The following is a 21,659-nucleotide window of genomic DNA, read 5'->3' as shown; positions in this document are numbered from 1 at the left end:
GGCGATGCTCCTACTGGGTATGTGGTGGGTGGTGCTCTAGTGCGTGTGGGCGGCGCGTCGGACTTCACGTTCCCAGAAGTCCTCCAGCCCCTCGCGGACCCGCACTACATCCTCGGGGGTGCCCATCAATTCGAATCGGTAGAGATACGGAACTGCACACTTCTGCGATATGACATCTCCCGCGAAGCAGAACGAGTCACCGAAGTTCGTGTTTCCGGCAGCGATGACAGCTCGGATCAACGACCGATTGTGCTTGTCGTTGAGAAACTTGATCACACGCTTGGGGACGTAGTTGGTGTCGCGCCCGGAGTACGTGACCCCTCCCCCGTACGTCGGCACGATGAGGACGTAGGGAGTGTCGACACGAAAGGTGCCGTCCGGATCACGAAGTGGAATGCGTGTCGCGGGAATGTCCAGCTTCGAGACGAAGCGGTGAGTGTTCTCGGACGCGCTGGAGAAATAGACCAGTGAGTGGGTGGACTGCGGTTGGAAACTCACCGCTCACTCACTTCCTCGTTCTGTTCAAGCAGCGTTCGCTGCAAGGCTCTTGATGCGGTCCGGACGGAAGCCGGACCAGTGATCGTCACCGGCAACGACGACCGGAGCCTGCAGGTAGCCGAGAGCCATGACGTAGTCGCGCGCTTCGGGGTCCTGCGAGATGTCGATGACGGAGTACTCGATACCGGCCTTGTCGAGGGCGCGGTAGGTGGCATTGCACTGAACGCAGGCGGGCTTGGTGTAAACGGTGATGCTCATGGTGTCCCTCTTTCCGTTGTCGCCATCGGGTGAACCGACGCGACCGATGTGCTCTGCGTGTGGCACCGAGAACATCTCCCGCTCAGGGCGACTTCGACCTGCTCGAACCCATGTGTGCAGGCTCTTCGAGTTGTGGTCTCTCGGTTGGTCAAACACTACACCTAGTGTTCGACATCTGCCTAGAACACGAGATGTTGCGAACAACATGCTTGGTATTCGCTGGTCACGGCGTTGTCGAGCCGCGAGAATCGGCCGATATCGGCGTGTCGCACGTCACATTGCTTGCATGTTGTTCGTCACAGGGAGACCGGGCCGGGGCCATGACGTGTACCGAGAACCGCCGACCCTCCCCACGACACGCCGAAGGGCCCTCGAACTTCTCCGAGGGCCCTTCGGCGATCACGCAGTGGTCAGCGCTGGCGCGCCTTGAACCGCGGTTCCTTCTTGTTGATCACGAACACCGTGCCACGGCGTCGAACCACCTGTGCGCCGGGCTTGTTCTTGAGCGATTTCAACGAGTTTCTCACCTTCATGCCGCAACCCTACATGAAAATGATTCCCATAACCGAACGGGTCAGGCACTCACGAGTTCGTCGGCGGCCTTCACCAGTTCGGCAACGACGTGGCCGATCTCACCGAAGACCTCGGCGTTCTCACGCGGGTGGGCCGAGCCGAACTTGTCGACGGTGCCACCGATGGAGAGCCGAACATCCTCGAGAACCGTTCCGCCGGCGATGCGGACGGCCTTGCTGGTGTCCTCGTGCGCCCACTTCGCTCCGTTGCCGCTGGGGGAAGCGCTGATGACGACGACCGGCTTGCCCACCATGGCACCCGCACCGTAGGGGCGCGAAAGCCAGTCGATGGCGTTCTTCAGCACGGCCGGAATGGTGCCGTTGTATTCGGGCGTGACCAGCAACAACGCCGTGGCCTTCTCGGCAGCGGCCCGCAGAGCGAGTGCACCCTCGGGCACCGATCCCTCGACGTCGATGTCCTCGTTGTAGAAGGGGACATCTCCGAGTCCGTCGTAGACCACTACCTCGGCACCGGCGGGTGCCACGATGACAGCAGTCTCGGCGATCCGCTTGTTCACCGACTCGGCGCGCAAGCTTCCGACGAGAACGAGTACATGAGCGTCTGACATGAGGTTATTCCTTCGCGAGTTCGGATGACGTGATCGTCGTGTCAATTCCTACCATCCAAACGGACCGTGGTCCATTTATGTTCCCGGCAAGGTAGGCTTCGTCTGTGACCGGCCCCATGCTGCCCATAGCGGGCGAGGAATCCGAACGGTGCGACGCAGCACGCAACCGTCGCCTTCTCCTCGATGCCGCAACGGATCTGGTGGCGGCCGTCGGAGCCGACGCCATCACCATGGACGCGGTGGCCACCAAGGCCGGAGTGGGCAAGGGCACCGTGTTCCGTCGCTTCGGGAACCGGGCCGGGTTGATGCGTGCGTTGCTCGACCACACCGAGAAGAAACTGCAACACTCGTTCATGTTCGGCGATCCGCCGCTGGGCCCGGGAGCCGACCCGATCGATCGTCTCGTCGCCTTCGGCCGAGCGCGACTGGAATTCGTCAACGTTCAAGGGGAAGTGCTCCGCGCCGCGGAGAGCGCCGACGACGCGCGGTATTCCGCCCCGGCGCACATGGTCAACTTCACCCACGTGCTGTCGCTGCTCCGCGCCGCCGAGGTGGACGGGGATCTCGAATTGCTCGCGTACTGGCTGCTCACACCACTCGAAGCCACCCTGGTCCTCCATCAGTACCGCGATCTGGGAATGCCGATGGATCGCCTTGCCGACGGTTGGGAAGACCTGGTACGCAGGGCAACTCGAGTCCGATAGCCATCGGGGCAACTCGCACTCGGTAGCTCCTGCGTTCAAAGACGGACGACGGCGGCGGCCGCCGCGTGCAGCGCGGTGCCGTACGAGCGGCCGTGACCGGCTGCGTGAACGGCGAGTGGATGCAGCTGATGCAGTGCTGTGCGTTCGCGCCACCCTGCTCGCAACGGCTGCACCGTCTCGTAGCCGCCGACGACGACGTCGAGGTGGGGGCAACCGAACAGCGCCAGCATCGCCAGATCGGTTTCGCGGTGCCCACCGTGCGCCGCCGGATCGATCAGCACCACTCCCGCGTCGGTCCAGAACACGTTGCCGTTCCAGAGATCGCCGTGAATACGACTCGGCGGCTCTGCATCGTCGAAGTCGCCGTCCGCGATGCGTCCACACGCCGATTCGACGATCGACGCCTCCTCCGACGTCACGGTTCCGGCGTCGACCGCGATTCGGAGAAACGGCAACACTCGTTCGGCCGCGTAGAAGGCTCCCCAGGATCGGTGCACCGTACTGCTCATGGGCCGGGATCCGATGAACAGCTGACCCGAGAAGGCGACGCCGTCGGTATCCACGGGTGGCGCACCGAACCCGGCGGCTCCGGCCGAGTGTGTCGCGGCGAGCGCGCGACCGAACCGTTCGGCTCCGGCAGGCGTGGGACGGGTCGCAACCAGCCGCTCGAGTTCGATGTACGCCCGGCCGTGCCCGACGACCCCGACGACCGGGGCCCCGGCCTCGCCGAGCCACCCGAGCCCGGTGGCCTCGGCGGCGTAGAAGTCGGGGTGTGCCTGGGGGTTTCGCTTGACGAAGGTATCGGAGGTTGCACTCACGACCACCGACACTACGCACGGCGCGAGATCTGCCCCGGCATTCGTCATTAGGATGACGTGATGGGACACATCAACTCGGAATTGCGCACGGGGATCATGCGCGAGCTGGCCGTGCAGTCGACCATCGACCCGATCACGGAGGTCCGCAGGCGAGTCGACTTCCTCAAGGACTACCTGGCGTCGACGCCTGCCTCGGGGTTCGTGCTCGGCATCAGTGGCGGACAGGACAGCACGCTCACCGGCAAGCTCGCCCAACAGGCTGCGACGGAGCTCCGAGCAGACGGACACGAGGCCGAGTTCGTCGCCGTTCGCCTCCCCTACGGCGTGCAGGCCGACGAGGACGACGCCTCGATCGCGCTGAAGTTCATCGATCCCGACCGCACGGTGACGGTGAACATCAAGGACGCCGCCGACGCCGCAGCGGCCGCGACGGCGGAAGCACTCGGTAGTGCCGGAATCCGAGACTTCGTCCGCGGCAACATCAAGGCTCGCCAGCGCATGGTGGCGCAGTACGCCCTTGCAGGCGAACTCGGCTACGTCGTCGTGGGCACCGATCATGCCGCCGAGGCGATCACCGGCTTCTTCACCAAGTTCGGTGACGGCGGCGTCGATCTGACCCCACTGACCGGCTTGAGCAAGCGCCAGGGTGCGGCACTGCTGCGCGAGCTGGGCGCACCCGAGAGCACTTGGCGCAAGGTTCCCACCGCAGATCTCGAAGACGATCGACCTGCGCTACCCGACGAGGAAGCGCTCGGTGTCACGTACGAGCAGATCGACGACTACCTGGAGGGCAAGGACGTCACCGACGAGGTCGCCGACAAGCTGGAGAAGATGTTCCTCGCAACCCGTCACAAGCGCACGGTGCCCGTGACGCCGTTCGACGATTGGTGGAAGAGAAGCAGCTGAATCGGGCAGCCACGGGTCGGCGGCGGGGTGTACTCAGCCGCCGGCGAAGGGCGGCAGCACGTCGACCCTGCCGCCGATCACGCGCCCCAGATCGCGGGTGAGATCTTCTCCCACCAGGTACGCCGACACCCGCAGAATCGGCTCCATCGGCGCGCCGTGCCGGGACAGAATCAGCTCTCTCAGATCTGCGAGGGTGGCACCGACCGGCACGGTGAGGTACTCGGACTCGCAGTGCGACGCGTCGACCGCTGCAGCGAAATACCGCACCTCCACCTGGGTGTCACCCACCGATGGCTCCCATGCTGCGGGTGGGAGGTACGAAGCCGTCGGCGTCGATGCCGTGTCCAGCCCACTTGTTCCACATGGCCCCGCGCCACACCGCTGCCAGTTCCTCGTCGGTGGCACCGCCGCGCAGAGCGGCCCGCAGATCGGTTTCGTCGTCGCTGAACAGACAGGACCGAATCGTTCCTTCTGCAGTGATCCTGGTGCGGTCGCAATCACCGCAGAACGAGCGTGTCACCGACGCGATGATGCCGACGGTGGCGTCGGTGCCGTCGACGCTCCACTCCTCGGCCGGGGCCGAGGGGTCGGCACGCCCCACCTCACGCAGATCGAATTCGGTGGACAGCTCGTCGAGCAAGGTCTGGGCGTCGATCATGTTCGCGCGGGCCCACTCGTGATCGGCGTCGAGCGGCATCTGCTCGATGAATCGAAGTGCCACCCCCTCGTCGAGACACCAGCGCAGCAGATCGACGGCACCGGACAGCGTGTCGCGCATCAGAACGGCATTGACCTTGACCGGTCCGATCCCGGCTCGCTGCGCTGCCCTGATCCCGGCGAGCACGGACGGCAATCGGTCTCGTCGGGTCAGACGAGCGAAATCTTCGCGGTCGACGGAATCCAACGAGACGTTCACTCGGGTCAACCCGGCGTCGGCCAAGGACCGAGCCCGGTGTTCGAGACCGACGGCGTTGGTGGTCATCGACAGCGGCACACCCTCCGCGGCATCGCGGCACAACCGCAGAATGTCGTCGAGGTCGCGGCGCATCAGCGGTTCGCCTCCGGTGAAACGCACATCCCGAATCCCCAGCAGCCGCACGGACACCGAGACCACGCGGGCAATCTCGGCGGGTGTCAGCAACGCTGCCGCCGGGATAGCCGGAAGGCCCTCCTCCGGCATGCAGTACGTGCAGCGCAGCGAGCATTTCTCGGTGATCGAGATACGCAGGTCGCGGGCCACCCGGCCGAATCGATCGATCAGGTGTGGCACGTCCGGCCGATCGGACACGGAGTTCACCCCGCCTGCCGCAGAACCCGTGGTGGTGCCGAACCTTGGAATGCCGAGCGAGGTGACACTGTCCACCGTCACCTCGTACCTCGTCTCTGTCGGGAATCACGCCTGTCGTAGATGTGTCTACCCATTATGCCGCAGCCCACACCGAGCGGACGGATCGGCGTGCCTAGGATTGGCAACCATGACGATTGAGCAGACGCACGCGATCACTGGATCCGCACGGTGACCGCAGTATCGGTCGAGGAACACGCCGCCGCGGTCGAGACTCTGCTCGCGGCGCTGACAGCGAGAACCGCTCAGCGAATTCCTCTCGACGACGCGTTGGGCCGCGTCTCGTTCGAAGACGTTCGATCTCCGGTCGATCTGCCACTGTTCCGCAACTCGCACATGGACGGCTACGCCGTGGATTCTCGATCCGTGGCGACGACCCCGGTGACGCTTCCGGTCTCGACGATCATCGCCGCAGGCCCGACGCTGTCGGCAGTTCTCGCGCCGGACAGCGCCGCGAAGATCATGACCGGTGCCCCCATTCCGGACGGAGCGGACACCATCGTCCCCGTCGAGGACACCTCCGTACCGACGGCCGGTTCCGTGACGATCGAAAGAAGCCGCGCAGCAGGCGAATTCGTACGCGAACAAGGAAGCGACGTACGCGTCGGGACAATCCTGGTCGAGTCGGGCCGAGTGCTCGAACCCCGCCACATCTCCGTTCTCGCCGCCGTCGGCTTCGGCGAAGTGGACGTTCGTTCGCGCCCTCGGGTGGCCGTGGTGACCACCGGTGCCGAACTGGTCGACGCCGGTTCGACGCTGACGCCCGGTCAGATCTACGACTCGAACGGCATCACCCTCGCCGCACACCTTCGCGCCAGCGGCGCAGAGGTGGTCTCCGTCTCGCGCAGCTCCGACGAGCCGAGCCGCTTTCGCGAAATCCTCGACGCCGCAACCGAATCGGCCGAGCTGATCATCACGTCCGGCGGAGTGTCGATGGGCGACTTCGAGGTGGTCAAGGACGTACTCCGCCCGCTCGGCGGCAACTTCGGATCGGTTCGTATGCAGCCGGGCGGACCGCAGGGCATCACGATGTTCGACGGCGTCCCCGTGCTGAGCTTTCCCGGCAATCCCGTCAGTACGGTCGTCTCGTACATCATGTTCGCGCGCAACATCGTTCGGCGAGCGGCCGGTCTACCGCCGGTGCTCTCGACCACCGCGGCCCTGCACGAACCGATCGTGTCACCGCCCGGTCGCAGACAACTACTTCGTGGCCGATTACGCGACGACGGACGGGTCGAGCTCGTCGCCGGCCCCGGCTCGCACCTGGTGGCCGCACTGGCATGGGCCGATGTGCTGATCGATATCGACTCCGAGACAACCGAACTCGCCGCAGGAACCGACGTGGAGGTGTGGCCGCTGTGACCACCGACGCCCAGCCACCCCAGCTGTCTCATCTCGACGATCAGGGCCGCGCCCGCATGGTCGATGTGGTGCACAAGAAGGAAACCTCGCGCACGGCCGTCGCCGCCGGTGAATTCCTCACCACGGCCGAGGTCATCGCGCTCGTGCGCGCGGACGACATGCCCAAGGCCGACGTTCTCGCCACCGCCCGCATCGCCGGCATCTCGGCAGCGAAGCGGACGTCGGAACTGATCCCGCTGTGCCATCAGCTCGCCCTCTCCTCGGTGAAGATCTCGTTCGGATTCACCGAGTCGTCCATCACGGTCGAGGCAACCGCCCGCACCACCGGACGCACCGGGGTGGAGATGGAAGCACTGACCGCGGTCGCCGTCGCCGGCCTGACCCTCCACGACATGGTCAAGGCCGTCGATCCCGGTGCCACCATGAACGGCGTCCGGTTGCTCACCAAAGACGGCGGCAAGCACGGACATTGGCAGCGGGACGACGCAGAGGTTTCCCCCGAGGCTGCGGCTGCGCCGATCTTCGAGTCCTCACGGTCCGCGGCGGTACTGGTGGCCTCCACCGGCGGCGCGAACGGAACTCGACCGGACACCACCGGCCCCACCATCGCGTCCTGGTTGACCGATCGAGGCTTCGCCGTGCGCGGCCCACTGGTGTACGCCGATGCCGAGATCGCTGCGGGGCTGCAGGACGCCCTGCTCGGCGAACCGTCGCTGATCGTCAGCACCGGCGGCACCGGCGTATCCCCCACCGATGCGACCCCCGAGGCGACAGCAGCCCTCCTCGACATCGACATGCCGGGCATCGCCGATGCCATCCGAACCCGCGGAACGTCTGCGACGCCTCACGCGGTGCTCAGCCGCGGCGTCTCGGGTCTGATCGGACGCACACTGATAGTCAACCTGCCGGGCTCACCGGGTGGCGTGAAGGACGGACTCTCCGTTCTCGACCCGCTCCTCGACCATGTGCTCGCCCAGATCGCCGGAGGAGGCCCCCACGATGAGTGAGCTCGTCGCCCGTATCTCGAACGAACCGCTGAGCACTGCCGAAGTAGAGGCAGCAGTGCAGGATTCGCGTCACGGTGCCGTCGTACTGTTCAGCGGAATCGTGCGCGATCACGACGGCGGACATGCGGTGGAGACTCTGGAATACCGCGCCCACCCCGATGCAGAACGGTTCCTGAGCCGCTGCTGCTCGGAGGTATCGGCAGAGACCGGATTGGCGGTGGCCGCATTACATCGCGTCGGCGATCTGCGCGTCGGCGACCTCGCACTCGTAGCGGCCGTCGGCTCGGCTCATCGCGCCGAAGCGTTCGAGGCCTGTGCCAGGCTCGTCGAGCGCATCAAGGCCGAGGTCCCGATCTGGAAGCGTCAGGGATTCGAGGGCGGACGTACCGAGTGGGTCGGGCTCTAGGGACCTAGCCGGTCTCGAGGTAGCGATGGACCGGAAGCATCGCGGAGGCGTCGGCGGCGTCGTCCGGTCCTCGCACACAGGCACGCAACCGCTGCTCGACGGCCGACGCATCGAGTTCGGTACCGATCAGCACCAGTGAGGTCTGCTCGGGCTCGCCTCGGGCCCAGGACGCAGCCTCGAATCGAATGTGTCGGCCCACCGTGTGCACGACGAACTTCTGCGGGTAGCCGGCGATGCCGAAATGCACGAATCCCTTGATGCGATAGAGGTTCCCGGAAGGATTCTCCAAGAACTCGATCAACCGACGCGGTTCGACGGGCTCCGCCGTGACGAATTCGGTGTGTGAGTACTGCGCGTGCAAGTGTCGGTCGTGGTCGTGGTCGTGGTCATGGTTCTCCCGGAGTAGTTCGTCGAACGACAGCTGCACCGCCATTGCCGAATTCACCGAGTGATCCTCGCGTCGGTCGAACAGCAGCAGCGGGTCGACGCGACCGAAGGCCACGGGTACGACGGGGACGTCTCCTACGACCGACTGCACCGTCGACACCACCGCGGAGCGTTCGGACTCGCTCACCGCGTCGGACTTGTTCAACACCACCAGGTCGGCCAATTGCAGGTGCTGGTCGATCTCGGGATGCCGCACGCGGGTCTGCGGGAATTCCACGGCGTCGACGACCCCGACGAGCCCGCCGTAGACGATGAATTCGTTCTCGCTGCCCCGGACCATTCTGATGAGATTGCGGGGTTCGGCCAAGCCGCTGGCCTCCACCACGATCACGTCGATGGCGGACCGACGGTGTGCGAGGGCGTCGAACATCGCGTCCATATCGCTGATGTCGACGGCGCAACAGATGCAACCGTTGCCGAGCGAGACCATCGAATCGACCTGGCCGGCCACGAGCATCGAGTCGATGTTGATCGCCCCGAAGTCGTTGACCACAACACCTATTCGGATACCGGAATCATTGCGCAACAGGTGGTTCAGCAGCGTGGTTTTACCTGCGCCGAGAAAACCCGCAACTATCACCACCGGAATTCGTCGACGCGCCACGGCGTCCGAGACTACCGGTCGGCGAGAATCTGCTTCAGCAGGCCTCGAGCGAACGTCGACACACTGCTCACGTTGTCCGGGGTCGCGAGTGCTTCCAGGCCGTCGACGCCCAACGCATTCACGTACGGGGACACGCTCTCGAGCAACCTGGACAACGCGCTGCGCCCCTCGTCCGCGGGGCCCGCGCCGCTGGGTGCTGCCGGAGACGCGGCGGTATCGGTGGTCGCAGTCGCGGCGGGGGCAGCCGCAGGGGTGGTCGCGGCGTCCGTTGGGGTCGAGGGGGTTTCGGCCCCGAGGAGGTAGTCGATGATCCCCGTCGAGATGGCGATCGCATGCTCGAGCTGACCGTCCGAGCTCTCCAGCAGAGCTGCGTCGTCAGGGTTGGATCCGTTGCCCATCTCCACGAACACGAGGGGCACCGTGGTCAGCGCAGGACCGGCGACATCGGATCGCTCCTGTATCCCGTTCTCGACCCCCGCGTAGTTCGCCGGCTCGAAGCCTGCGCGCACGTAGGAGTCTCGCATCAGCGTCGACGCCGAACGTCCCCCCTCGGACTGGGCAGCGTCGGCAGCGGCGCTCGGAATCGGCAGAGTGGGCACGATCAGATGGAACCCGTGCCTGTCGGCGTCGGTCGTCGTACTCGTGGAGTCCGCATGGATGCTCACGGCCACGTCGGCTCCGGACTCACTGGCTGCCCTCGCCCTGTCGTCGACGCAGCCGCCCCAGCCGGTGTCGTCTGCTCGACTCGTCTTCACCGTCGCACCCAGACTTTCGAGGCTCGATCGGACGAGCTCGCTGACCTTCCAGTTGATCGTGTGCTCGGGCACGCCGTCCAGGGTGGTCATGCCGGTGGTCTGGCAGTCCTTGGTGCCGCCACGTCCGTCGTTCACCTGCCGCTGCAGATTCTCCGAGTGTGCGGTGCCCTGATGACCCGGATCGAGGAAGACCGTCTTCCCCGACAACTCCGTGCCTGCGGCGGGTGCCGTGCCGTCCGGTGCTGCCATGGCAGGTGCGGACACGAGCACCCCGGCACCGAGAATCCCGACGCACATCAGCGCCGTCACTACCGATCTGGTCATCGGTGCAGATTTCATAGCGTCTGGCGCAACGGTGGAACTCGCTGCGCAACTCCCCTTTCGACCCCTCGGACACCGCTGATCCGAGCGGGCCACCGCACCGCGGGGCACCACACGTCACAACAGACACTTGCGCCTCAAGTGAAGCAGATATTGCCGTCGACGCGTATCGGGTGATTTTTCGTTAGTGAAACGAGTGCGTTTCGTGACCGATTCGTTGCCGGAAACATCGAAGCGGAGTGCGCCGGCCGATCGCATTCGATCGAACTCGAACCGACTCGAGGATGGCACTACGTATTCAAACCGGACAGTTCGTCTTTCTCACGGATAACGATGAACAGGATCGCCGAGACAATGCTTCTCACAATCACCTCGTCGGTTTCCCGAGCTGCCGAGGTGATTGTGAGAATTCTGCGAATCGAGTAACAATTCCCCGACCCACATGGATAAACACATTGTTCAGCCGTATAGTCGCTTCAGTTCGATCTGGACATCCCCGCATCATCCCCTGCATCATTGGAGAGCTTCAGCATGGCCAGAAAAGTCTATGTGCAACTAGTCGACGACATCGACGAAAAACCGATCGAATCCGGTGGCGAACACATAACCTATTCGGTCAACGGAGTCAGCTACGAAATCGACCTGAGCGACAAGAACGCGAAGGAATTTCACCGCAAGCTCGACTATTACATCGAGCACTCCACCAAGGTCGGTGGAAAGCGAACGAAGAAGTCGAGCACCCCGGCAACCGGTGCCAAGCGCGACGCCAATCAGACCAAAGCCATCAGAGAATGGGCCAAGGCGAACGGCCACAACATCTCGGCGCGAGGCAGAATCCCCGCTGAGGTCGAGCAGGCATTCGACGCCGCTCACTGAGCCACCACAGCCGAATCGGGCTCCGGTCCGACACCCGAAAGCCGATTCGGCGGTCTCGACACCGAAACACGAAAAAAGCGTCGCCCGAGGGCGACGCTTTTTTCATTGACCATCTCGGTGAAGCTTGCTTCTCGGTGGAGCTAAGGGGACTCGAACCCCTGACCCCCACACTGCCAGTGTGGTGCGCTACCAGCTGCGCCATAGCCCCGAGTTACTGCGTGCTCCCGCTCATGCGGTTGCTCGAACGAAGTTACACCATCGGCCGCAGCAGCAACAAATCACCTGGTGCGACCGGTACCGAATCCTCCACGACCGATCGCACCCACGCCCGAGATCAGTTGATCGACGCAAGCCATTCCGAGTCACCGAGCGCATCGACAACCTCACCGTCCACGAGGACCCCCGGCGTTCCCCGGGCACCCGACGCCGCCAGTGCGTCCCGTCCGGTGTTCGCATCCGCTACTGCTGCGTCGCGCTGCGCACCGCTGGTGATGCACTCCGTTGCCAGCTCGCTCGCTCCCGCAGATCCGGCGAGTTCGGCGAGTTCGGCATCGGTTCGGTCGGAGTCACCGCCTTCTTCGGGGCGAAATTCCGGGTCGAACAACCCGGCGTGAAATGCCGAGTAGACCCGCGCGTTCTCGGTCGCTGCCACGCAGTGCGACGCCGCGACGGCACGCGTCGAATAGTCACCGGACGCCGACTGTGGATCCAGGAAATTGACCAGGTGGTAATTCACCGAGACGACACCGTCGTCGATTTTCTGAGCCAACTCCTGGCCGTGTTTCACTTCGAGGTCGCCGCAGAACGGGCACATCGGATCCTCGAAGACATCGATGAGCCGCTGCGCTTCCGGACGCGACAGCTGCACCACCCCGTCACCCGGCAACGACAATTCGACCGCCGGATTCTTGACCGTTCCGTAGCCGTCGTTGCGTGGAGCGTCGCTTCCGCTCTGCCACATGATCGCCACCACGATGACGATCACCACTACGACGAATGCGATGCCGCCCAATACGTACGTCATCGTGTTGGAGGTCGCCTCGGGTGTGTGTTTCGTACTCGATATCTTCTTCTGGCTCACACATCGAATACTACGGTTGCGTGCGTCAGGTGCGCTCGCGCCCGAGCGTGTCCGGAACTCGCGACCACCAGAGTCCGGCCAGGAGAAGCAACGCTCCTGTCACCGCGAAAGCCGGACCGAACGAGACCTGCTCGACGATCATCCCGGCCACGATCGGGCCGATGACCGCACCGACATCGGAGGCCATCTGGAATGCAGCCAGCACGGGCCCTCCGCGCGCCTTCGATCCGATCACGTCGGCAACCGAGGCCTGCTGGGCGGGGCTCATCAGTCCCGATCCGATTCCGGCGATCAACGACACCACGAGAAACAGCACGGGATCGTGCACGTAGCCCATAACGACGGTTCCCAGGCCGCACACCGCCAACCCACCCACCATGAAGGGCTTACGACCGCGCACATCGGACAGGCGACCGGCAGTGGTGAGCACCAGTGCATTTCCCACTGCGAACACGGTCAGCGCGATACCGACGAACACCTCGGATCGCTGCATCGCCTCGACGACGAACAACGGCACCAAGGCCACCCGAACACCGAACACTGCCCACCCGTTGGCGAAATTCGACGCCAGCGCGGCTTGATACGACGGAATCCGCAGGGCGGCGAGCAACGACATCGTGGGCGGTGCCGAGCCCTTCTCCGGCTTGACGAGGTCGGAATTGCCCAGGGTGAAATACACGACGGCCGCGGCGATCACGAGAGCCACGGCGTAGATGACGAACGGCACCCGCAAACCGAATCCGACGAGCGCGCCGCCGACGAGAGGACCGCCGATGGTTCCCAACAGGAAGGCTGTCGCATACAGGCCGGAGATGCGGCCACGACTGGTCGGAGGACTGATCCTGATCAGCAGTCCCAATGCCGACACCGAGAACATCGTCGAGCCGATGCCGCCCAGTCCGCGAAAGAGCAGCAGCTGCCAGTACGTCTGGGCCAGAGCGCACGCACCGGTGGACACCGCAACGATCAGCAGTCCGATCAGGTACACGGGCCGCTCGCCGAGCCGCTGCACCAGAGCGCCACTGGCGGGCGCGAACAGCAACCGCATGAGAGCGAATGCACTGATGACCGCCGACGCCGCGGTGTAGCCGACGCCGAATTCCCGGGCGAACTGTGGCAGAGCGGGCGCGACGATGCCGAATCCGAGCGCGATGACGAACGCCGCGGATACCAGAACCCAGATCTCCGGCGGGAGCTTGCCTCCGGGTTGGAACGCCGGCTCGGGCGTCGAACTGTCGTGATCGGGTGGAGGTGAGTCGGTCACGAGCTCTCGAGTGCGGACGACACCAGTTCACGTGCTGCGGCTTGAACCCGGGCGAGATGCTCCTCGCCCTGGAACGACTCCGCATAAATCTTGTACACGTCCTCGGTTCCGGACGGGCGCGCAGCGAACCAAGCGCTCTCCGTCGTCACCTTCAGTCCACCGAGGGCAGCCCCGTTACCCGGCGCCTCGGTCAGCGTTGCCGTGATCGGTTCCCCGGCAAGCTCGGTGGCGGTGATCTGGCTCGGTGAGAGCTTGGCGAGAACGGCCTTCTGCTCGCGGGTGGCCGGCGCGTCGACGCGGGCATACGTCGGATTACCGAACTTCGCGGTGAACTCGCCGTAGCGCTGCGATGGCGTGGACCCGGTGACGGCGGTGATCTCGGACGCCAGCAGCGCGAGGATGATGCCGTCCTTGTCGGAGGTCCAGACTCGGCCGTTGTGACGGAGGAACGACGCGCCTGCGCTCTCCTCGCCGCCGAAACCGAGCTCACCTGCGAGCAGACCCGGAACGAACCACTTGAACCCGACCGGCACCTCGAGGAGTCGACGACCGAGACCTCCGACGACCCGGTCGATCATCGACGAGCTCACCAACGTCTTGCCCACTGCCGCCGTGGGCGACCAATCGGGTCGGTGCGTGAACAAGTAGTCGATGGCGACGGCGAGGAAGTGATTGGGATTCATCAGGCCACCGTCGGGAGTGACGATGCCGTGCCGATCGGAGTCGGCGTCGTTACCCGTCGAGATGTCGAAGCGATCGCGGGCAGCGATGAGCGACGCCATCGCGTTCGGCGACGAGCAGTCCATCCTGATCTTGCCGTCGGTGTCCAGAGTCATGAAGCGGAATGTGCCGTCCACCAACGGGTTCACCACGGTCAGGTCCAGATTGTGCCGCTCGGCGATGGCATCCCAGTAATCGACACTCGCACCACCCAACGGATCTGCTCCGATGCGCACCCCGGCCGCGCGAACGGCGTCGAGATCGAGCACGTTCGGCAGGTCGTCCACATAGTTGCCGAGGAAGTCGTAGCGCGAGACGCTCCCCGCGAACGCCTGTGCGAGGGTCACCCGCTTGATGCCCGAAATGCCATCGCGCAGAAGCTCGTTCGCTCGAGCGGCGATGACCGATGTGGCATCGCTGTCGGCCGGACCGCCGTGCGGAGGGTTGTACTTGAAGCCGCCGTCCCGGGGCGGATTGTGCGACGGAGTCACCACGATGCCGTCGGCCTGCGCCGACGGGCCTGATTCGTTGTACCGAAGGATGGCGTGACTGACGGCGGGGGTCGGTGTGTATCGGTCCCCCGAATCGACCAGGACGTCGACGTCGTTGGCTGCCAACACTTCCAGAGCCGTCGTCCAGGCGGGCTCGGACAACGCGTGGGTGTCCCGGCCGATGAACAACGGCCCGGTGATGCCTTGTGCCGCGCGGTACTCCACGATCGCCTGCGTCGTCGCCACGATGTGTGCCTCGTTGAACGCCGAATCCAGACTGGACCCTCGATGCCCCGACGTGCCGAACACCACCTGCTGACTGGGTTCCGACACGTCGGGAACCCGCGAGTAGTACGCCGTCACGAGCTGCGAAAGATCGACCAGATCCTCCGGCAGTGCAGTGGTTCCAGCTCTCTCGTGCGCCACGATGCGCCTCCTCGTTGATCGACGAACCGAAATCCTCGACCAACCCTAGCGCCGCTGCCCCACCCGCGAGCTACTTGCCGGCTCGTTTCGGCGGCCGTGGGAGGAAATAGCTGGTCCGCTGCTGGTATTCGCGATAACCCGGACGCTTTTCCATGCTGCGCTCGAGCAACCGCGCACCGGTGGCGAACACCAGGAAGTACGTCATCGCGATGGGCGACAGCAACGTGAACACTCCGGGCCACGCCGACGCCGAGACGAGGAACAGTCCCCACCAGACCGCCGAATCGCCGAAGTAGTTGGGGTGCCGCGTCCAGGACCACAGACCACGATCCATGATCTTGCCCTTGTTCGACGCATCGGCCTTGAAGGCTGTCAACTGCGCATCGCCCACTGCCTCGAACGTCCATCCGAGAATCCAGACCAGTACGCCGAGTACGACCACCGGCAGAACGGATCCGTGGGCGACAGCGGATACCTGCAGCGGTAGGGACACGAACCACAGTGCAACCGCCTGCGTCAGGTAGATCTTCCGCAGGGCGTACAGGGTTTCGTTACCGGTGGCCTTGGCGAGCAGTTCGGTGTAGCGCGGATCCTCACCGTGCCCGCGCGAACGTCGAAACACGTGCAGCGCAAGACGAAGCCCCCACACACCGACGAGCACGAGCAGAAGTATTCGACGCCACAATTCGCCTGTTCCGGTCGCAGCCGAAATCAGCGCGATCAGAACGAACCCGCCGCCCCACGTCACGTCCACGACGTTGTGGCGTCCGATGCGCGCGCCGATGAGAGCGGTGACGATCATCAGAAGGGCGGTACCGCCGAGGCTCGCCAGCGATACGGTGAGGAAATCGGACCAGTTCACCGCGGGCACACCCACACCGGCCGCACCGGTTCCATCTCGGACGATCCGTTCTCGGACCGAACCGCCAGAATCTGGTCGACGCCCATCCGGTTGTCCCGGAACGCCATTCCGCCGCCGATCAGGTACAGCCGCCACACGCGCGCGACCTCTTCCCCGACCATCGCCACCACATCTTCGAAGCGCGCCTCGAAACGCTCCGTCCAGACGTCGACGGTCCGCACGTAGTGCTCCCGAAGAGCGTGGACGTCGCGAACCTCGAGTCCTGCCTCCTCGATCATCGCGACGGTCCGCCCGACCGGGCGCATGTACATGTCCGGCGCTATGAACGATTCGATGAATGCTCCGCCGCCGGGGTTGTCCCCTTCTCTTCGCGACATCTGCTGAATCAGCACGCGTCCACCCGGCTTGACGTTGGAGTGCAGTGCGGCGGTGTAGGTGGGGTAATTGGCCTCCCCCACATGCTCACCCATCTCGATCGACGCCACCGCGTCGAAGGGCCCGTCCGGAATCTCTCGATAGTCCTGAATTCGAATCTCGACGTTGTCCTGCAGTCCTCGGTCGGCGATTCGCTTGTCGATGAAGGCTTTCTGTTCGCGCGAGATGGTCACTCCGACGACCTGCGCTCCGTACTCCTGAGCGGCGTGCAGGCTCAGGGACCCCCAGCCGCAGCCGACGTCGAGAAAGCGTTGCCCTGCACGCTTGTCGAGGCCGATCTTTCGACAGACGAGGTCGAGTTTGTCGCGCTGGGCATCGTCGAGGGTGTAGTTCGGCGAATCCGAGGTCCAGTACGCCGACGAGTACGCCATATGCGAATCGAGCACCAATTCGTAGAAGTCGTTCGACAGGTCGTAATGGTGGCTGATCGCAGCGCGGTCACGGAGCATCGAATGCAACCGACCCTTCACCGAGGCCTGCGACACGGGCGGAGGTAGTGGGCGACCGAACACTCCGAGGTCCTTGGCCAGTTTCGCCAACCGCACCAGCGACGCCGGCCCCGGTCGGATCGCCGAGAGTCGGCGCGCACGCACCACTCCCCAGACGTGATCCAGGGCCGCGGCGAGATCACCGTCGACGTCCAGCTCCCCGGTGACGTATGCCTGCGCAGCGCCGAGTTCGCCCGGGCTCCACAGCAATCGACGAAGGGCGCTCGGGCTCCGCAACAGCACTCGCGGTGCCGACGCATCTCCTGCTACGGATCCGTCCCACGCCTGCAGCCGAACGGGAAGCGGACCACCCACGAGGGGTTCGATCAATTCGGCAATCCGATGTGCGACACCGACACTGCGATCGGTCCGGTCCACGGAAAGTGTCGAGGCGGTCATCGGTTGTCCCTTCGGTCGAGCACGATCTGCTGAACATCGAGGTACCCGGATCGAAATCCGGCCTCCGAGTAGCACAGGTAGAAGTGCCACATTCGCGCGAACACCTCGTCGAAACCGAGCTCCTCTGCCTCGCTGCGGTATTCACGGAAACGCCTGTCCCACTGAGCGAGGGTGCGCGCGTAGTGATCGCCCATCGACAGACGCTCGCGAACCCTGAGCGAGGTGCGCTGCTCGGTCACCTCCTCGATGGCCCGCACGGACGGCAGGAACCCGCCGGGAAATATGTACTTGTGTACCCAGGTGTACGTGTTTCGGGTGGCCAGCATTCGGTCGTGCGGCATCGTGATGGCTTGGAGGGCAACCCGCCCACCCGGCGCGAGCAGCGCGTCGATCGTCTCGAAGTACGTCGCCCAGTACTGATGCCCGACGGCCTCGATCATCTCGACCGACACGATCGCGTCGTACTCGCCGTCGACGAGCCGGTAGTCCAGTAGGTCGATCTGGACCCGTTCACCGTATCCGGCTGCGGCACATCGTTTCTGTGCCAATTCCTGTTGCTCGACCGACAAGGTCACCGAGCGAACGATTGCTCCTCGCGCAGCCGCGCGGATGGCCAGTTCGCCCCACCCGGTGCCGATCTCGAGCACCCTGGTTCCCTCGCCGACGCCCGCCCGGTCCAGTAGCCGGTCGATCTTCCGGCGCTGAGCATCGGCGAGCTCTTCGCTGTCGTCGTCGCTTCCCGATGCGGCGAACAACGCACTCGAGTAGGTCATCGTCTCGTCGAGGAAGAGCTCGAAGAGCTCGTTCGACAGGTCGTAGTGGCGCGAGATGTTCGATCGCGTGTTCGTGGTCGTATTCCGCTCGCTCCGTGGAGGTTTGGGGACATAGATCCCTCGCAGGCGCTGCAGGGACTTCGGAATCAGGGACGCCATGCGCCGGGCGAAGACCTCGAGCACGGCAGTGAGGTCCTCGGCCTCCCAGTCTCCGGCCATGTATGCCTCACCGAATCCGATGAGTCCGCTGTCGCCGACCCGTGCTGCGAAGTCGTGTGGTCGACGGACGGTCATCAACGGTGCATCGGCCGAGCCGGCCCCGATCACCTCACCGTCGGGCATCGCGACCCGGACCTCCAATCGCGCGACCGCGCGGCGAAAGAGGAAGTCGGCGACGGGTGCGGCAGCCGCAACCTTGACGCCACCGGGGACATGGGCGATCTGAGGCCAGACCCGCGGATCCACCGATGGACGCGGACCGACAGCGGAAGCACGGTACGGGTTCGACACAGAATCGGCCTTCGACACAGTTGTCATCTGCGGGCCCCTTCCTTCTGGAATTCTCGTGCCCCGGGAGGGGCAGGTTTCTGCGCGATCTTCAGCCCCCGAGCCCAGAGCCGAATGCCCTGCCAGCGGATCTGTATCACCACACGCAGCGGCGCACAGGGGATCTCGAGTGCGGTGCGAAGAATCGACCGCGTCGTCACCTCTCGTCGACGGCCGTCCACGCTCGCCACGAACGGCGGCTGACCGGGCCGCTCGAGGACGATCGACAGCCGGAGTGCCGCGTACGGCTCGGGTAGCCGCATGGAGTATTCGCCGTCGACGTCGTTGAACGGCGAGACGTAGAACTCCTTGGAGGTGCGGGCCGCGCCGCGATGATCGGTGTGCAGCAGATACCGGTATCGCTCGCCGTAGGTGTTGTGGACCTCCGCCACCACGCAGCGGAGGTCTCCGTCGCGATCGTGACACCAGTACACACTCAGTGGGTTGAACGTGTGCCCGAACACCCGCGCGCTGGCCAACATCGTGATCCGTCCGCCGCCCAGGTCGATACCGTTCTCCGCCAGGAACCCGTCCACGTTCTCCCGAATGGTGGCGTCGGGGTCACCGAGATGGTCACGGGCGTCGAACGAGGCCAGCGGTCGCAGCATCCGGGGCAGTTCGGGGAGTGCGTCGAGGTCGACGAACCAGCTGTAGCTCTTGTACGAGAACGTGTTTCGGATCGGCGCGCGTCGAACGTGGTCGATTCGAGTGCGATACAACGCCGCCCCGTGTGCGCGGGTGCTCGGCAGAACGGATGTCAGAGCCACGTGGCCCCCACCCGTTGTGCGGCGCGCGCTCCCGACAACGCACCGTCCTCGTGAAATCCCCAGCCGTGGTACGCACCGGCGAAGGCCACTGTGTCGGTATCCAATTCAGGGAGTCGACGCTGCGCTGCAACCGATTCGGGGGTGTACTGCGGGTGTTCGTAGGTCATCTCGTCGAGTACCGCATTCGGGTCGATGCGATCCGCTCCGCCGAGGGTGACCAGCATCCTGCGATCGGTGTCGCCCAGACGCTGCAACCTGGTCAGGTCGTAGCTGACGAGCACCCGGTCGGGTTTGGCGGCGCAGGACGGCAGGTGGTAGTTCCACGACGCCCGAGCCCTCGTGCTCTTCGGCAACACCGACGAGTCGGTGTGCAGTTGCGTGTGATTGGTCGAGTACGGCATCGCGCCCAGGATGCTGTGCTCGAGCGCCGTCGGTTCTGCGAGCATCTTCAGCGCGGCACCGGGATGCGCGGCGATCACGGCCGCGTCGAACGTGCGCAGGCGGTCGTGGCCGTCGCGGATCTGCACGGAGTCCTCGGACCTGTACACCGCGCGCACCGGGGTATCGAGCATCACCTCGTCGATGTGCTTCGCAACTCGGCGAACGTATTCGATGGACCCGCCGGTGACGGTGCGCCAGGTGGGAGATCCTGTGACGGTGAGCATTCCGTGGTGGCGGAGAAACGTGAACAGGTAGCGAGCCGGGTAGGCGAGAGCAGTGTCCGGATCGCACGACCACACCGCGGACACCAACGGCGTCATGAAGTGGGATTCGAAGTACGCGGAGAACGAATGATCTGCGAGGAACTGCGCGAGGGTCGTCTCGGACTCCACCGGTTCGGCACTGTCCAGCAGTTCGTTGGCCAGGCGATGAAAACGCTTGACATCGAGCAACATCGAGACGAATCGTGGCTTGAACACCGCGATGCGCTGCGCGAGGATCCCGCGCATGCCCTGGCCGCCCGAGTATTCGAGTCCGCACCCGTCGCAGCGCACGGACATGCTCATGTCCGAATCCTGCGTCGGGACGTTCAGTTCGTCGAACAGGCGCAGCAGAGTCGGATAGGTCCGGTCGTTGTGCACGATGAACCCGGTGTCGACGCCTACCGGACCGTCCGGGCCGTCCACGTAATGGGTGTCCGCATGGCCCCCGAGCCTAGAGTCCGCCTCGTACAACGTCACCGACGAGTTCTTCGACAGCGCGTATGCGGCCGTCAGGCCGGCGATACCGCTCCCGACCACCGCGATACGACGGCGCGTCACGACGGTGTTCCCATGCAGTCGGCCCGCGCATCGGCGATGCCGAGAACGAAGTCACGCGTCGCCCGCGACCAGACCCGCGGATTGCGCAGCATGAAGTGCCCACCCGGAACGGAGAGGTAGCGGGCGTCCGCCCCTCGGGATGCTGCTCGCTCGGTCGCCCGACGCGAGGTTCGCGGATCGGTCCACTTGTCGGCCGTCCCGTGTACGACGAGCAACGCATGCTGCGCGCCGAATCCGTCGGCCTCCGTACCCTCCGGCCACCACGGAGCCAACGCGACGACACCCACGATAAAAGGGTCGTCGATCAGAGCAGCAGCAGTGCGGCCACCCATCGAATGGCCGACGACCACCACGTGAACGTCGGGATACTCGGCGTGAATGCGATCGAGCGCCCACCGCGCATCCTCGACCGGAGACCGCTGGGGGGCGTTCCAACCACGAAACCGATACTGCAGCTGTTGGACCGAAATGCCGCGTGCTCGGCCCGCGCGACGAAGCATCCACGTGAACGGCCACATGCGCAGACCGGCCAGGTGCCAGGGCCTACTGCGCGCCCGGCTCACGTCCTTGCCGCCGCCGAGGACCAACACGACCAGTGCAGGCTCGGAGACTCTTTTCCCGGTCCGCAGAAGTGGAGTCGGCTCGTTGCTCATGACCACTATTCGGCACTGCGGCCGCTTCGGGTGGGATGGGTCGA

24 protein-coding genes and 1 tRNA gene are annotated in these 21,659 nt (G+C 64.8%); 6 read left to right on the top strand and 19 right to left on the bottom strand.

The features are described 5' to 3' along the window. Window positions 1–36: 36 nt before the first annotated feature. From nrdI to R3P93_RS02540, 4 genes are all read right to left on the bottom strand, one after another. Window positions 37–498, bottom strand: coding sequence for a class Ib ribonucleoside-diphosphate reductase assembly flavoprotein NrdI (nrdI, locus tag R3P93_RS02555; protein ID WP_149405515.1), 462 nt, complete (start codon window positions 496–498; stop codon window positions 37–39). Window positions 499–522: 24 nt separating this feature from the next. Continuing rightward, window positions 523–756 (bottom strand): redoxin NrdH, encoded by a 234-nt coding sequence (locus tag R3P93_RS02550; protein WP_068045912.1) that lies wholly within the window; start codon window positions 754–756, stop codon window positions 523–525. Window positions 757–1,166: 410 nt separating this feature from the next. Further along, entirely contained in the window at window positions 1,167–1,289 is a 123-nt protein-coding gene (gene ykgO, locus R3P93_RS02545) for a type B 50S ribosomal protein L36 (protein WP_037189801.1), read from the bottom strand. Between the two features lie 41 nt (window positions 1,290–1,330). Then, entirely contained in the window at window positions 1,331–1,897 is a 567-nt protein-coding gene (locus R3P93_RS02540; protein ID WP_317532350.1) for an NAD(P)H-dependent oxidoreductase, read from the bottom strand. A 104-nt stretch (window positions 1,898–2,001) separates the two neighbouring features. Between R3P93_RS02540 and R3P93_RS02535 the strand changes: the two genes are divergently transcribed. Further along, the gene (locus R3P93_RS02535) at window positions 2,002–2,601 is read left to right on the top strand and encodes a TetR/AcrR family transcriptional regulator (RefSeq protein WP_094688826.1); all 600 of its coding nucleotides are present in this window, start codon (window positions 2,002–2,004) and stop codon (window positions 2,599–2,601) included. A gap of 35 nt (window positions 2,602–2,636) precedes the next feature. Here R3P93_RS02535 and R3P93_RS02530 read toward each other — a convergent pair whose 3' ends face one another. Continuing rightward, window positions 2,637–3,467 (bottom strand): fructosamine kinase family protein, encoded by an 831-nt coding sequence (locus R3P93_RS02530; RefSeq protein WP_394855240.1) that lies wholly within the window; start codon window positions 3,465–3,467, stop codon window positions 2,637–2,639. A 12-nt stretch (window positions 3,468–3,479) separates the two neighbouring features. On the opposite strand from R3P93_RS02530, the gene nadE reads away from it, so the two are divergent. Beyond that, window positions 3,480–4,325, top strand: a complete 846-nt coding sequence (nadE, locus tag R3P93_RS02525; protein WP_149405511.1) for an ammonia-dependent NAD(+) synthetase — start codon at window positions 3,480–3,482, stop codon at window positions 4,323–4,325. A 33-nt stretch (window positions 4,326–4,358) separates the two neighbouring features. Here nadE and R3P93_RS02520 read toward each other — a convergent pair whose 3' ends face one another. Both R3P93_RS02520 and moaA read right to left on the bottom strand, forming a co-directional pair. Then, window positions 4,359–4,613, bottom strand: a complete 255-nt coding sequence (locus tag R3P93_RS02520; protein WP_300521490.1) for a ubiquitin family protein — start codon at window positions 4,611–4,613, stop codon at window positions 4,359–4,361. Next, on the bottom strand, window positions 4,606–5,664 hold the full coding sequence (gene moaA / locus R3P93_RS02515) for a GTP 3',8-cyclase MoaA (RefSeq protein ID WP_149405648.1): 1,059 nt from the start codon (window positions 5,662–5,664) through the stop codon (window positions 4,606–4,608). The genes R3P93_RS02520 and moaA overlap by 8 nt, the downstream gene beginning before the upstream one ends. A gap of 177 nt (window positions 5,665–5,841) precedes the next feature. Between moaA and R3P93_RS02510 the strand changes: the two genes are divergently transcribed. The 3 genes from R3P93_RS02510 to R3P93_RS02500 are packed head-to-tail and all read left to right on the top strand — an operon-like array spanning window position 5,842 to window position 8,445. After that, a complete protein-coding gene (locus tag R3P93_RS02510) occupies window positions 5,842–7,032 on the top strand; it encodes a molybdopterin molybdotransferase MoeA (RefSeq protein WP_317532348.1) in 1,191 nt (396 codons plus the stop codon). After that, entirely contained in the window at window positions 7,029–8,039 is a 1,011-nt protein-coding gene (moaCB, locus tag R3P93_RS02505; protein WP_317532347.1) for a bifunctional molybdenum cofactor biosynthesis protein MoaC/MoaB, read from the top strand. Before R3P93_RS02510 ends, moaCB begins: the two co-directional genes overlap by 4 nt. Further along, the gene (locus R3P93_RS02500; RefSeq protein ID WP_317532346.1) at window positions 8,032–8,445 is read left to right on the top strand and encodes a molybdenum cofactor biosynthesis protein MoaE; all 414 of its coding nucleotides are present in this window, start codon (window positions 8,032–8,034) and stop codon (window positions 8,443–8,445) included. The genes moaCB and R3P93_RS02500 overlap by 8 nt, the downstream gene beginning before the upstream one ends. A 4-nt stretch (window positions 8,446–8,449) precedes the next feature. Here R3P93_RS02500 and R3P93_RS02495 read toward each other — a convergent pair whose 3' ends face one another. Beyond that, window positions 8,450–9,496, bottom strand: a complete 1,047-nt coding sequence (locus R3P93_RS02495; RefSeq protein WP_317532345.1) for a CobW family GTP-binding protein — start codon at window positions 9,494–9,496, stop codon at window positions 8,450–8,452. Between the two features lie 11 nt (window positions 9,497–9,507). Then, window positions 9,508–10,575 (bottom strand): N-acetylmuramoyl-L-alanine amidase, encoded by a 1,068-nt coding sequence (locus R3P93_RS02490; protein ID WP_317532344.1) that lies wholly within the window; start codon window positions 10,573–10,575, stop codon window positions 9,508–9,510. Window positions 10,576–11,103: 528 nt separating this feature from the next. On the opposite strand from R3P93_RS02490, the gene R3P93_RS02485 reads away from it, so the two are divergent. Further along, window positions 11,104–11,448, top strand: a complete 345-nt coding sequence (locus tag R3P93_RS02485; protein WP_037190211.1) for a histone-like nucleoid-structuring protein Lsr2 — start codon at window positions 11,104–11,106, stop codon at window positions 11,446–11,448. Window positions 11,449–11,583: 135 nt separating this feature from the next. On the opposite strand, the gene R3P93_RS02480 is transcribed toward R3P93_RS02485, so the two are convergent. From R3P93_RS02480 to R3P93_RS02435, 10 genes are all read right to left on the bottom strand, one after another. Then, window positions 11,584–11,656 (bottom strand) — tRNA-Ala (locus R3P93_RS02480). Between the two features lie 126 nt (window positions 11,657–11,782). Continuing rightward, window positions 11,783–12,529 (bottom strand): DsbA family protein, encoded by a 747-nt coding sequence (locus R3P93_RS02475; RefSeq protein ID WP_317532343.1) that lies wholly within the window; start codon window positions 12,527–12,529, stop codon window positions 11,783–11,785. A gap of 25 nt (window positions 12,530–12,554) precedes the next feature. Next, window positions 12,555–13,712, bottom strand: a complete 1,158-nt coding sequence (locus R3P93_RS02470; RefSeq protein ID WP_094642463.1) for an MFS transporter — start codon at window positions 13,710–13,712, stop codon at window positions 12,555–12,557. A 77-nt stretch (window positions 13,713–13,789) separates the two neighbouring features. Next, window positions 13,790–15,430 (bottom strand): phosphoglucomutase (alpha-D-glucose-1,6-bisphosphate-dependent), encoded by a 1,641-nt coding sequence (gene pgm, locus R3P93_RS02465; RefSeq protein WP_317532342.1) that lies wholly within the window; start codon window positions 15,428–15,430, stop codon window positions 13,790–13,792. Window positions 15,431–15,500: 70 nt separating this feature from the next. After that, window positions 15,501–16,301, bottom strand: coding sequence for a DUF1295 domain-containing protein (locus tag R3P93_RS02460; RefSeq protein WP_317532341.1), 801 nt, complete (start codon window positions 16,299–16,301; stop codon window positions 15,501–15,503). Then, entirely contained in the window at window positions 16,289–17,614 is a 1,326-nt protein-coding gene (locus tag R3P93_RS02455; RefSeq protein ID WP_317532340.1) for a cyclopropane-fatty-acyl-phospholipid synthase family protein, read from the bottom strand. Before R3P93_RS02455 ends, R3P93_RS02460 begins: the two co-directional genes overlap by 13 nt. After that, window positions 17,611–18,924 (bottom strand): cyclopropane-fatty-acyl-phospholipid synthase family protein, encoded by a 1,314-nt coding sequence (locus R3P93_RS02450; RefSeq protein ID WP_317532339.1) that lies wholly within the window; start codon window positions 18,922–18,924, stop codon window positions 17,611–17,613. Before R3P93_RS02450 ends, R3P93_RS02455 begins: the two co-directional genes overlap by 4 nt. Then, entirely contained in the window at window positions 18,921–19,700 is a 780-nt protein-coding gene (locus R3P93_RS02445; RefSeq protein WP_317532338.1) for a DUF1365 domain-containing protein, read from the bottom strand. The genes R3P93_RS02450 and R3P93_RS02445 overlap by 4 nt, the downstream gene beginning before the upstream one ends. Beyond that, window positions 19,691–20,962: an NAD(P)/FAD-dependent oxidoreductase gene (locus R3P93_RS02440; RefSeq protein ID WP_317532337.1), complete on the bottom strand. Its 1,272-nt coding sequence runs from the start codon at window positions 20,960–20,962 to the stop codon at window positions 19,691–19,693. Before R3P93_RS02440 ends, R3P93_RS02445 begins: the two co-directional genes overlap by 10 nt. Continuing rightward, window positions 20,959–21,615 carry an alpha/beta hydrolase gene (locus R3P93_RS02435; RefSeq protein WP_317532336.1) on the bottom strand — a complete coding sequence of 219 codons (657 nt, stop codon included), beginning with the start codon at window positions 21,613–21,615 and terminating at the stop codon, window positions 20,959–20,961. Before R3P93_RS02435 ends, R3P93_RS02440 begins: the two co-directional genes overlap by 4 nt. Window positions 21,616–21,659: the final 44 nt, after the last annotated feature.

It is taken from the genome of Rhodococcus cerastii (genome assembly GCF_033042195.1).
Taxonomy (GTDB): Bacteria; Actinomycetota; Actinomycetes; order Mycobacteriales; family Mycobacteriaceae; genus Rhodococcoides.
This window is presented reverse-complemented; position numbering and strand designations above follow the sequence as displayed.